11 protein-coding genes and 2 pseudogenes are annotated in these 10,989 nt (G+C 70.9%); 3 read left to right on the forward strand and 10 right to left on the reverse strand.

Features of this window, described 5'->3' with window-relative positions; translation table 11 throughout:
- Position 1: 1 nt before the first annotated feature.
- Entirely contained in the window at positions 2–1,915 is a 1,914-nt protein-coding gene (glmS, locus tag ABZS40_RS17570; protein ID WP_354944292.1) for a glutamine--fructose-6-phosphate transaminase (isomerizing), read from the reverse strand.
- Positions 1,916–2,573: 658 nt separating this feature from the next.
- Here glmS and ABZS40_RS17575 point away from each other — a divergent pair.
- Both ABZS40_RS17575 and ABZS40_RS17580 read left to right on the forward strand, forming a co-directional pair.
- On the forward strand, positions 2,574–3,095 hold the full coding sequence (locus tag ABZS40_RS17575; protein ID WP_354944293.1) for an MmpS family transport accessory protein: 522 nt from the start codon (positions 2,574–2,576) through the stop codon (positions 3,093–3,095).
- 50 nt (positions 3,096–3,145) lie between these two features.
- Complete coding sequence (locus ABZS40_RS17580; protein ID WP_354944294.1) at positions 3,146–4,342, forward strand: pyridoxal phosphate-dependent aminotransferase; 1,197 nt, start codon at positions 3,146–3,148, stop codon at positions 4,340–4,342.
- A gap of 73 nt (positions 4,343–4,415) precedes the next feature.
- Here the strand turns inward: ABZS40_RS17580 and glmM are convergent, their stop codons facing one another.
- From glmM to ABZS40_RS17625, 9 genes and pseudogenes are all read right to left on the reverse strand, one after another.
- Complete coding sequence (gene glmM / locus ABZS40_RS17585) at positions 4,416–5,771, reverse strand: phosphoglucosamine mutase (protein ID WP_354944295.1); 1,356 nt, start codon at positions 5,769–5,771, stop codon at positions 4,416–4,418.
- A gap of 120 nt (positions 5,772–5,891) precedes the next feature.
- On the reverse strand, positions 5,892–6,374 hold the full coding sequence (gene rpsI / locus ABZS40_RS17590) for a 30S ribosomal protein S9 (protein WP_238687804.1): 483 nt from the start codon (positions 6,372–6,374) through the stop codon (positions 5,892–5,894).
- Positions 6,375–6,394: 20 nt separating this feature from the next.
- Positions 6,395–6,838 carry a 50S ribosomal protein L13 gene (rplM, locus tag ABZS40_RS17595; RefSeq protein ID WP_053653864.1) on the reverse strand — a complete coding sequence of 148 codons (444 nt, stop codon included), beginning with the start codon at positions 6,836–6,838 and terminating at the stop codon, positions 6,395–6,397.
- A 209-nt stretch (positions 6,839–7,047) separates the two neighbouring features.
- Positions 7,048–8,430 carry a nitrate/nitrite transporter gene (locus ABZS40_RS17600; protein WP_354944296.1) on the reverse strand — a complete coding sequence of 461 codons (1,383 nt, stop codon included), beginning with the start codon at positions 8,428–8,430 and terminating at the stop codon, positions 7,048–7,050.
- Positions 8,431–8,590: 160 nt separating this feature from the next.
- On the reverse strand, positions 8,591–8,884 hold the full coding sequence (locus ABZS40_RS17605; RefSeq protein ID WP_112676883.1) for a hypothetical protein: 294 nt from the start codon (positions 8,882–8,884) through the stop codon (positions 8,591–8,593).
- Positions 8,874–9,131 (reverse strand): DUF6364 family protein, encoded by a 258-nt coding sequence (locus tag ABZS40_RS17610; RefSeq protein WP_091403518.1) that lies wholly within the window; start codon positions 9,129–9,131, stop codon positions 8,874–8,876. Before ABZS40_RS17610 ends, ABZS40_RS17605 begins: the two co-directional genes overlap by 11 nt.
- Before the next feature lie 89 nt (positions 9,132–9,220).
- On the reverse strand, positions 9,221–9,916 hold the full coding sequence (locus tag ABZS40_RS17615; RefSeq protein ID WP_354944297.1) for a methyltransferase domain-containing protein: 696 nt from the start codon (positions 9,914–9,916) through the stop codon (positions 9,221–9,223).
- 138 nt (positions 9,917–10,054) lie between these two features.
- Positions 10,055–10,255 carry a DUF397 domain-containing protein gene (locus tag ABZS40_RS17620; RefSeq protein ID WP_354944298.1) on the reverse strand — a complete coding sequence of 67 codons (201 nt, stop codon included), beginning with the start codon at positions 10,253–10,255 and terminating at the stop codon, positions 10,055–10,057.
- Positions 10,256–10,272: 17 nt separating this feature from the next.
- Positions 10,273–10,533 (reverse strand): annotated as a pseudogene (locus ABZS40_RS17625) (Scr1 family TA system antitoxin-like transcriptional regulator); the annotation flags it as partial.
- A 190-nt stretch (positions 10,534–10,723) separates the two neighbouring features.
- On the opposite strand from ABZS40_RS17625, the pseudogene ABZS40_RS17630 reads away from it, so the two are divergent.
- Positions 10,724–10,906 (forward strand): annotated as a pseudogene (locus tag ABZS40_RS17630) (hypothetical protein); the annotation flags it as partial.
- Positions 10,907–10,989: the final 83 nt, after the last annotated feature.

Consider the following 10,989-nt stretch of genomic DNA (forward strand, 5'->3'; position numbering starts at 1 on the left):
CTTACTCGACGGTGACGGACTTGGCCAGGTTGCGGGGCTGGTCCACGTCGTGCCCCCGGGCGGCGGCGATCTCGGCGGCGAGCACCTGCAACGGCACAGTGGTGACGAGCGGGGCCAGCAGGGTGGGCGTACGCGGCACGTAGATCAGGTGGTCGGCGTACCGGACGACCGCCTCGTCGCCCTCTTCCGCGATCACGATGGTCCGCGCGCCCCGCGCCCGGACCTCCTGGATGTTGGAGACGACCTTGTCGTGCAGCATGCCCCGGCCCACCGGGGAGGGCACCACGCAGATCACCGGGGTGCCCTTGTCGATCAGGGCGATCGGGCCGTGCTTCAGCTCACCGGCGGCGAAGCCCTCGGCGTGCATGTACGCCAACTCCTTGAGCTTCAGCGCGCCCTCGAGGGCCACCGGGTAACCGACGTGCCGGCCGATGAACAGCACTGTCGGCTCGGACTTCAGCTCCCGGGCCAGCTCGCGGACGGGCTCGATCCGGTCGAGCAGCTCACGCAGCTTGCCGGGAATCTCCTGCAACTGCGCGACCACCGCGCCCACCTCGTCGGCGAACTTGATCCCGCGCACCTGGGCCAGGTGCAGGCCGATCAGGTAGCAGGCGACGACCTGGGTGAGGAACGCCTTGGTGGAGGCGACGGCGATCTCCGGCCCACCGTGGGTGTAGAGCACGGCGTCGGACTCGCGGGGGATGGTCGAGCCGTTGGTGTTGCAGATCGCCAGCACCCGGGCCTTCTGCTCCTTGGCGTGGCGCAGCGCCATCAGGGTGTCCATGGTTTCGCCGGACTGCGAGATGACCACGATCAACGTGGACCGGTCGAGCACCGGGTCGCGGTAGCGGAACTCGCTGGCCAGCTCCACCTCGCACGGGATCCGGGTCCAGTGCTCGATGGCGTACTTGGCGACCATGCCGGCGTGGTACGCCGTGCCGCAGGCCACGATGAAGATCTTGTCGACGTCGCGCAGATCCTGGTCGCTGAGGCGGACCTCGTCGAGGGCGATCTCACCGCTCTCGGTGAGCCGGCCCAGCAGCGTGTCGGCGATGGCCTGCGGCTGCTCCTCGATCTCCTTGAGCATGAACCAGTCGTAGCCGCCCTTCTCCGCGGCCGAGGAGTCCCAGTCGATGTGGAAGTCCTTGCCGGCGGCGGGCTGGCCCTCGAAGTCGGTGATCTCGATGCTGTCACCGGTGATCAGCACGATCTGGTCCTGGCCCAGCTCGACCGCTTCCCGGGTGTGCTCGATGAACGCGGCCACGTCGCTGGCCAGGTAGTTCTCCCCGTCGCCGCGGCCGACCACCAGCGGCGAGTTGCGCCGGGCGCCGACGACCGCACCGGGCACGGCGGCGTCCACAGCGAGCAGTGTGAACGCGCCCTCCAGTCGCTGGCAGACAACGCGCATGCCGGCGGCGAGCAGCTGCGGGCTGTCCGGCTGGCCGGCGGCGCGCAGGTCGGCCAGCGCGGCGGCGAGCAGGTGCGCGGCGCACTCGGTGTCGGTGTCGCTGGTGAACTGGACGCCGTCGGCCTCCAGCTCGGCGCGGAGCTTGGCGAAGTTCTCGATGATGCCGTTGTGGATCACCGCGACCCGCCCGTCGGGGGCGACGTGTGGGTGGGCGTTGCGGTCGGTCGGGCCGCCGTGGGTGGCCCACCGGGTGTGCCCGATGCCGGTGGTGCCGTCACCGATGCCGATCGGGCTGGCCGCGCAGGAGGTCGGGTCGTCGGCGGCCCGCTCGGACAGCACCTTCTCCAGGTTGGCCAGCTTGCCGGCCTTCTTCTCGGTCAGCAGCTGGTCGGCGCAGACGATAGCGACGCCTGCCGAGTCGTAGCCGCGGTATTCCAGCCGCCGCAGCCCGTCGAGGACGATGCCGAGTGCAGGGCGCGCGCCCGCGTATCCCACGATTCCACACATGGCCCGCAGCCTAACCCAGTTTCACTCATGATGGGTGCTCGAAAGTCGGGTTATCAATCACGGAATCTGAGCGATCGGTGGTGGAGGGGTCGCAACCGGGACGAGCTTCGCCGCCCACCCCTGGTCCGTCCGGAACGACGGGGTTGCGGCACGCCTTCGGGTACGACAGTCTCTCGGCGGGTTCGGCGCGCCCGTCCTCGGCTCGTTCGTCCCATACCCACTCCCGCCCGGAGCAGCCATGTCCGACGCGCCCCCGCCCGATCCGTCCCCCTCCGCCTCACCGGACCCGTCAGCTGGTGGCGCGTCGGGGTCGCCGGCCGAGCCGTACTCGCCGAGCACTGGCGCTCCGGCACCGGATCCGACGGCGCCGCCCTCGGCTGCGTTCCCGGCACCCGACCCGCTGGCCCCGGGTCAGCCCTGGGCACCGCCGGCACCGTGGGCACCGGCACCGCCGGCAACTTGGACACCGGCACCGTGGACACCTGCGCCGCCGGCCGCGCCGTGGGCACCTCCTCCGCCCGCGACCCAGTGGACGCCCCAACCGCCCGCACCGTGGTCGCCGCCAGCCGGATCACCGCCGCCCGGCTATCCGCCGCCGTACGCGTACCCCGGCTATCCGCAGCCCGGGGGCAGCCCGGCCACGCACAGCGGCCGGGCCGTGGGGATCGTCATCGCGGTCCTGGTGGCGCTGGTGCTGACCGTCTGCGGCTGCCTCTGCGCGGCCAGCCTGGTGCTCGACGGTAACGACTCCGACCCGTTCGCCGAGCAACCCTTCGGCACTCCCGACGACGACTGGATGGAGCCCACCGCCGGGCCGTTCATCCCCGAGCGACCCACCGCGCCGCCGCCCCCCGCGTCTCCCACTCCCAGCAAGAAGCCGATCACTCGACCTACGTCAGGGCCGGCACCCGTGACGGTGGTCTACGAGGTCACCGGCTCGGGTACGGCGGACATCGCCTACTACGACGCCGAGAGCGATCTCATGCACGTCGACAACGCGAAGTTGCCCTGGCGGACCACCATCCGGACCAACGGCAAGAGCAGAGTGATGGTCGAGGCCACCTGGCCCGACATCGATCACCCCGGGCCACTCGACTGCACGCTCACTGTCACCGGCGCCGGCAAACCCGTCGTCGACAAGGTACGGGGGTACTGGCGGACCACCTGCCGGGTCGACTGAGGCCGAACAGGGCTGGGGTTCGGGCGGCGGGTGGCCGTAGGCTGGCGCAGGTGACGACGAGCACCGATGTCGACCCGCTGGTGGCCCGGATGCGGCCGTTCGGCACGACGATCTTCGCCGAGATGTCCGCCCTCGCCGTACGCACCGGCGCGGTCAACCTCGGCCAGGGCTTCCCCGACACAGACGGTCCACCGGAGATGCTGGCCGCCGCCGCCGAGGCGTTGCGCAACGGGCAGAACCAGTACCCGCCCGGCCCGGGGATCCCCGCCCTGCGCGCGGCCGTCGCGGCGCACCAGCGGCGGTTCCACGACCTGGCGTACGACCCGGACGGCGAGATCGTGATCACGGCGGGCGCGACCGAGGCGGTCGCGGCGAGCATCCTCGCTCTCTGCGAACCGGGCGACGAGGTGGTCTGCTTCGAGCCGTACTACGACTCGTACGCCGCCTCGATCGCGTTGGCCGGCGCGGTCCGCCGGCCGGTGACGCTGCGCCCCTCGGCCGACGGCCGGTACGCCTTCGACCCGGCGGCGTTGCGTGCGGCGTTCGGCCCGCGCACCCGGCTGGTGCTGCTGAACTCACCGCACAATCCGACCGGGAAGGTCTTCACCCCGGCCGAGTTGGCGCAGGTCGCCGAGTTGTGCCAGGAGTTCGGCGCGTACGCGGTCACCGACGAGGTGTACGAGCACCTGGTCTTCACGGACGCGGCGAGCCCGCACGTGCCGCTGGCCAGCCTGCCCGGGATGCGGGAGCGGACGCTGCGCATCTCGTCGGCCGGCAAGACGTTCTCCTGCACGGGGTGGAAGGTCGGCTGGGCGAGCGGCCCGGCGGCGCTGGTCTCGGCGGTGCTCCGGGTGAAGCAGTTCCTCTCCTATGTCAACGCCGCGCCGCTGCAACCGGCGGTGGCCGTGGCGCTGGCCCTGCCCGACGACTACTACACCGGCTTCCGGGACGGTCTCCAGCAGCGGCGTGACCAGCTCGTCGGCGGTCTGACCGACGCCGGGTTCGAGGTGCTCGACTCGGAGGGGACGTACTTCGTCACCGCCGACATCACCGCCCTCGGCGGCCGGGACGGGGTGGAGTTCTGCCGCTCGTTGCCGGAGCGCTGCGGTGTGGTGGCGGTGCCCACCCAGGTCTTCTACGACGACGTCGACGCAGGCCGGCGGCTGGTCAGGTTCGCCTTCTGCAAGCGCCCGGAGGTGCTGACCGAGGCGGTCAGCCGGCTGCACGCTCTGGGCCCGAGCCGCTGACGTCGACCCGGCACTCCCGGGGGCTGTGGAGCTGATGCCGTAGACGGTTCAGCTCCAAGGCGTCCAATCGGTCTCAGGCGACCGGGCTCGCGGTGCGGACCAGCTCGGCGATCCGCTCGGCGACCTCACGGGCGGTCGCCTCGGTGGCCGCCTCGACCATCACCCGGACCAGCAGCTCGGTGCCCGACGGGCGCAGCAGCACGCGACCGGTCTCCCCCAGCTCCGCCTCGGCCCGCTCGACCTCGGCGCGTACGGCCGGGGCGGCGGCGCCGATGGTCCGGTCGCCGACCGGCACGTTGATCAACACCTGGGGCAGCTTGGTGACCACCGAGGCCAGCTCGGCGAGGGACTGGCCGGTGGCCGCCATCCGAGCCATCAGGTGCAGGCCGGTGAGCACCCCGTCGCCGGTGGTGGCGTGCGCGGGCATGACGATGTGGCCGCTCTGCTCACCGCCGAGCGCCAGCCCGGAGGCGCGCAGCTCCTCCAGCACGTACCGGTCGCCGACCTTGGTCTCGATCAGGCGGATGCCCTGGGCGGACATCGCGAGCCGCAGCCCGAGGTTGCTCATCACGGTGGCCACCAGGGTGTCCTGGGTGAGTGTGCCGGCGTCCCGCATGGCCAGCGCGAGGATCGCCATGACCTGGTCGCCGTCCACCTCGTCGCCGTCGGCGGTGACCGCCAGGCAGCGGTCGGCGTCGCCGTCGTGGGCGATGCCCAGGTGGGCGCCGTGTTCGACAACGGCGGCGCGCAGCGCCTCGATGTGGTTGGAGCCACAGTTGTCGTTGATGTTCAGCCCGTCGGGCTCCGCGTGGATGGCGATGACCTCCGCGCCGGCCTCCCGGTAGGCGACGGGGGCGACCTCGGCGGCGGCGCCGTTGGCGCAGTCGACCACGACCTTGATCCCGTCGAGCCGGTGCGGAACGGTGCCCACCAGATGCTGGACGTAGTGGTCGGCACCGTCGAGCAGGTCGTGCACGCGGCCGACGCCGGCACCGATCGGCCGGTCCCAGGCGGTGGTGGCGTTCGTCTCGACGGCCGCCTCGATCTGCATTTCGATCTCGTCGGGCAGCTTGTGCCCGCCGGCGGCGAAGAGCTTGATGCCGTTGTCCGGCATCGGGTTGTGCGACGCGGAGAGCATCACACCCAGGTCGGCCTTGGCCTCGGCGGTGAGGAACGCCACCGCGGGGGTGGGCAGCACGCCGACCCGCACCACGTTGGCGCCGGCGCTGGTCAGCCCGGCGACCACGGCGGCCTCCAGCATCTCGCCGCTGGCGCGGGTGTCCCGGCCGACGACGGCGAGCGGCGGATGACTGCGGTCCGTCTCGGCGAGTGTGTGCGCGGCGGCCACCGCGAGCGCGAGCGCCAACTCCGGGGTGAGATCCGCGTTTGCCCGCCCGCGTACGCCGTCCGTGCCGAACAACCGACCCATACCCGCCAACCTCCGATAGAGCACTGCCAGTGAGGAGAAAGCGAAACGGCCGACCCACCTCCCCCCGACGAGGGGGAGGCGGACCGGCCGTCCGTCAGAAGTACAACGCGCTGGGAAAGATCAGCGCTTCGAGTACTGGGGAGCCTTACGGGCCTTCTTGAGGCCGTACTTCTTGCTCTCCTTGACGCGAGCGTCACGGGTGAGGAAGCCGGCCTTCTTCAGGGCCGGGCGGTCGTCCGGCTCGTTGATGATCAGCGCGCGGGCGATGCCCAGCCGCAGCGCACCGGCCTGGCCGGTGGTGCCGCCGCCCCGCAGGTTCGCGATGACGTCGAACTGCTCGGGCTTCTCGGCGGTGACCAGCGGGTCCTTGATGAGCTGCTGGTGCACCTTGCTCGGGAAGTAGGCCTCGAGGTCCTGGCCGTTACAGGTGATCTTGCCGGTGCCCGGGACGAGGCGGACCCGGACGATGGCCTCCTTGCGGCGGCCCACGGTCTGGATCGGCCGGTCACCACGAGGCGCGCGGGCAACGGGCGCCGGGGCCTCAGTGGCCTCGGGGGCCTCAGTGGCTTCCGGGGCGACCTCGGTCTCGATGATGTCGGTCATGCTGCTTCCTTCGCCCGCGCTCACTGCGCGATCTGCTTGATCTCGAACGGCACCGGCTGCTGCGCGAGGTGCGGGTGCTCGGCACCGGCGTAGACCTTCAGCTTCTTGATCAGCTGACGGCCGAGCTTGTTGTGCGGGAGCATCCCCTTCACGGCCAGCTCGATGGCCCGCTCGGGACGCTTGGTCAGCAGCTCGTCGTAGCCGATCTGCTTCAGACCACCCGGGTAACCCGAGTGGCGGTAAGCGACCTTGGTCTGGCGCTTGTTGCCGGTCAACGCAACCTTGCCCGCGTTCACGATGACGACAAAGTCGCCCGTGTCGACGTGCGGCGCGAAAGTCGGCTTGTGCTTACCACGCAGCAACGTGGCGGCGTGGGTGGCCAGGCGGCCCAGCACGACATCAGAGGCGTCGATGACGTGCCACTGACGCTCGATCTCACCCGGCTTCGGGCTGTACGTACGCACAGGTCTACCTTGTCTCGTCGTCGGTCTGGGGTCGCGCGCCGAGGTGACCAGATCTAGCAGGCCGGACCAGCGCGCACGAACGACCAAGCGTACCTGATGGGGCACGCCTCTGGATGTCGTACAACAGCAGGCAACGATACCCGGCGCCCCGTCCGCAGGTCAAAACGGGGGTGCGGTCCCGCGCGGCGACGCGCCGAGGGTGGCTCAGCTCACACGTTGGCGAGTCGTCCGGCCCTCGGACGCCGGTAGACCACCCAGGTGACCGCGAAGCACAACGCGTACCAGCCGATGAAGGCCAGGTAGGCGGCGTCGGCGTTGCCCGAGCTGAGGAACGACTGGCGGAACGCGATGTTGACCAGCACCCCGCCGAAGGCGCCGATCGCGCCCGCGATACCGATCAACGCGCCGGTCATCCGCCGCGCCCAGCGTGCGGCGGCCTCCGGATCACGCTGACCGGTGGCCACCGCGTCCGCCGACCGGGCCCGGAAGATCGCCGGGATCATCTTGTACGTGGAGCCGTTGCCGACGCCGGAGAAGACGAAGAGGGCGAGGAACCCGGCGAGGTAGAGCCCGAACGAACGCTCCCGCGCCGCGTACAGCACGGTGCTCGCCCCGGCCGCCATCGCCACGAAGTTCCAGAAGGTCACCCGGGCCCCGCCCAACCGGTCGGCGAGGTGCCCGCCCAGCGGCCGGATCAGCGATCCGACCAGCGGGCCCAGGAAGGTCAGCCAGGCGGCGTCGACAGCTGTGGGGAACCGCTCGGCGAACTGGAGCTGGAGCACCTGACCGAAGGCGAAACCGAAGCCGATGAACGAGCCGAAGGTGCCGATGTAGAGCAGCGACATCACCCAGGTGTGCGGGTCGCGGGCCGCTTCCCGCAACGCGCCCGGCTCGTTGCGCGCCCCGGGCACCGTGTCCAACCAGCGGGCCGCGGCCAGCGCGGCCAGCACGATCAGCGGCAGGTAGACCGCCGGCACCAGCCGGGGGTACGCGGCGCCCGCCGTGGCGAGGACCGCCAGGCCGACCAACTGCACGGCGGGTACGCCCAGGTTGCCGCCCCCGGCGTTGAGCCCGAGCGCCCGCCCCTTGAGGCGAGACGGGTAGAAGAGGTTGATGTTCGTCATTGAGGAGGCGAAGTTGCCACCGCCGACCCCGGTGAGGCAGGCGAGCACCATCAGGGTGGTGTAGGACACGCCGGGCTCCAGCAGCACCGTCATCGGCACCGCGGGCACCAGCAACAGCAGCGCGCTGATGATCGTCCAGCGTCGTCCGCCGAAGCGGGCCACCGCCAGCGTGTACGGCAGCCGCAGCACCGCGCCCAGCGCGGCCGGCACGGCGGTGAGCAGGAACTTCCCGGCCGGATCGATGCCGTACGCGGGGCCGAGGAAGAGCACCGTGACCGACCAGAGACTCCACACCGAGAAGCCGACGTGCTCCGCGAAGATCGAGACCCAGAGGTTGCGCCGGGCGATCGGCGCGCCGGTGGCCTGCCAGAAGTCCGGGTCCTCGGGGCGCCAGTCGTGCAGCGGTTGCCGGCGACCGCTGACGGCAGGCGGCTCGGCGGTGACTACGGTGCTGGTGAGCGTGCTCACGGCGGCTCCTCCTCGTCGGTGTGACGAGGTGAAACGCTAGGAACGCCCGGTTACCTGGCAGTGCCCGTCGCGGGTCGGGCCGGAAACGGGGATCGCACCACCGGCCGGCGGCGATGGTGAGCACGCCACCGGAGGCGCGCGGCCAGGGCCGCTGCCATGATCAGAGCTGCTGGAGGATGCGCAGCGCGCGGCCGACCCGGAGCATGGTTTCGGTGTCGGCGACGTCCACGCACGCGGTGAACCACTTCTTCATGGGCGAGGAGATCCGGTCGGGCATCACCACGTACCGGCCCATCGACACGGCGAGCGGCGAGTCCCGCAGGAGTGACTCCTCGACCACCTCGACCACGATCACGATGGGCACGTCGGTGGAGTTGTAGACGTCCGAGCTGATCACGAGACCGAGGCGTTCCCGGGCGCCCTCGATGCGCCAGATCTCACCCCTACGCAGCACGCGGCCGTCCGCCGGAGAACAGGTCGTTGACCATGCCCACCTCGCGGGCGTCGGCGAGCGCGGCGGACTCCAGATCCAGGCTGGCGCGGCCCACGGCGGCGGCGTGCGCGGTGAAGACCTCGCGCAGCGCCTTCTCCCGGGCGGCCTGGTCCATCCACGCGGAGAGCGACAGCCCCTCGCGCTTGGCGAACCGCCGCGCCTCCTCGATCGTCTCGTCCGTGAACGAGAGAGTCACCTTGGCAGTCATGCCGAGCAGATTACCCACCGGTGTGACCAACAGTCATCCCCGCGCGTGCCGCCTCGCCCCGGGGCGGCGAAACGCACATTCCGGCGGTCCTACCCGGCCCGACCGCCGAACACCGCGAAGCGCCACTCCTTGAAGTAGCAGTCGACGTCGACCAGGCCCGCCTCGGCGAGCCACCGGCACTGGTCGGTCACCGTCGCCGGTAGGTCGTGGCGCATCCGCTCCCGGGAAGCCGCGATCTCGTCGGGGGACGCGCCCAGCTCGGTGATCCGCTCCAGCCACACCTCGTCGTAGCGCCGGTCCAGCTCCGGGGTCGGGCCGGCGACCTGCTCGGCGTTGACGAACACCCCGCCCGTCGTCAGCGCGGCGGCGGCCCGCCGGTAGAGCGCGCGCTTGCCGGCGTCGTCCAGATGGTGGATGGCCAGCGCGCTGACCACCGCGTCGTACCGGCCCGGCGGCAGCTCGTCGGCCAGGTCGGCGTGGACCGTGCGGTGTGGCACCGACCGCGCGTCCAACTGGTCGGTGGCGCGGGCGAGCATCGCCGGCGCTCCGTCCACCAGGGTCAGCCGGACGCCGGGCACCGCGGCGGACAGCAGCAGGGAGAGCAGGCCGGTGCCCGCGCCCAGATCCAACACCTCCGGGGTACGCCCGGCGGCGAGCGCGGCGCGCAGCGGCGGCGCGGCCACCTGGACGGCGGTGCCGTAGAAGGCGTCGAAGCAGGGGATCAGCCGCCTGCGCGCCTCGTCGTAGGTGCCGGCCACCGCGTCGAAGACATCCGTCACGCTCATCGCCATCTCCCAAATTTTGAGACAGTTTTCCCACATTATAAGCGTCACGGGGGTGAGCAGACCTCATCCTGGACACACGAAACGCCCCCGGTTCCGTGGGATTTCCAGGGACTCCGGGGGCAGTTGATGCTGCGTTGGTCAGCCGACGGGGCCGATCACCTTCGCCAGGTCGACGAAGCCGGCCCATGCCGCCGGCTCGAAGGTCCGCGTCCCGCCGTCGCGGTCTCTGGTGTCGCGGACGAGGACAACGCCGGGAAGGTTGTCAGCAACCTCGACGCAGTCGCCGCCATTGCCGCTGCTGCGGGTGCTCTTACGCCACCGCGCGCCGGTCAGTTCCATGTCTTCGCCATCTCCGTACTTTGCCGGGCGAGCCGTGAGGCCAGGTGTCGCTCGACGTCGCCGCGGGCGATGACGTCGGCTCCGGCGAGCACGGCGCGTGCACAGGCCTCGGCCTGAAGCAGGCCGGAAAGCACTGTCGACTGAAACGACCGAAGCGAGATCGCCTCGCGCTCGATCTCCTGCCATGGTCGGAACCAAATTGGCTCGCGGCGTCTTGAGGTGTCCGGCCAGATGTCCCCGATGGGCCGTCGGAGCGCATCGTTCACGACTTCCCCCATCGGATACGCGGAATGTCTCGCGACCATATCGCTACAGGCTGTTCTTGTCCCATCACTGCCCGCAAGGTGGTATCAGACGGCGCGACCGGTAGGGACCCGAGACCCGGCGGGCACGTTCGTGTCGGGGCCGCCCTTGGCATGCCGCAGATCTTGGACACTTGCCGTTCCGACGTAACGGAAAGTGTCCAAGATCTCGACGGGTGAGCAGCACGGGCTGCACCTGACCCGGGCGGCGAGCGTGCAGTTCCTGCGCCCGATCTTCGTCCGGGTGATTCGCGTCCTCGACTGGCCGACGTACGACGGGTGGTTGTGGATCGACGGTTACCAGCTCGGCGTGAATGGTGATGCTGTCGCGCGCCGGTCCCTGTTCGTGATGCCCGCGGGCCTGATCTGGTCGGACCCGACCGCCCCGGCGGCCCGGCGCCCGACCACCCACGCCAGTGAAGCGCGGTCCGG

The organism is Micromonospora sp. NPDC005324 (assembly GCF_040607155.1).
GTDB classification, from domain to species: Bacteria; Actinomycetota; Actinomycetes; order Mycobacteriales; family Micromonosporaceae; genus Micromonospora; species Micromonospora trifolii.

What these genes read in the sequence shown, in the direction of transcription:
- ABZS40_RS17615 (WP_354944297.1), bottom strand. Translation starts at nt 9,916, where the DNA reads ATGAGCGTGACGGATGTCTTCGACGCGGTGGCCGGCACCTACGACGAG.
- rpsI (WP_238687804.1), bottom strand. Translation starts at nt 6,374, where the DNA reads ATGACCGACATCATCGAGACCGAGGTCGCCCCGGAAGCCACTGAGGCC.
- ABZS40_RS17620 (WP_354944298.1), bottom strand. Translation starts at nt 10,255, where the DNA reads ATGGAACTGACCGGCGCGCGGTGGCGTAAGAGCACCCGCAGCAGCGGC.
- ABZS40_RS17610 (WP_091403518.1), bottom strand. Translation starts at nt 9,131, where the DNA reads ATGACTGCCAAGGTGACTCTCTCGTTCACGGACGAGACGATCGAGGAG.
- glmM (WP_354944295.1), bottom strand. Translation starts at nt 5,771, where the DNA reads ATGGGTCGGTTGTTCGGCACGGACGGCGTACGCGGGCGGGCAAACGCG.
- glmS (WP_354944292.1), bottom strand. Translation starts at nt 1,915, where the DNA reads ATGTGTGGAATCGTGGGATACGCGGGCGCGCGCCCTGCACTCGGCATC.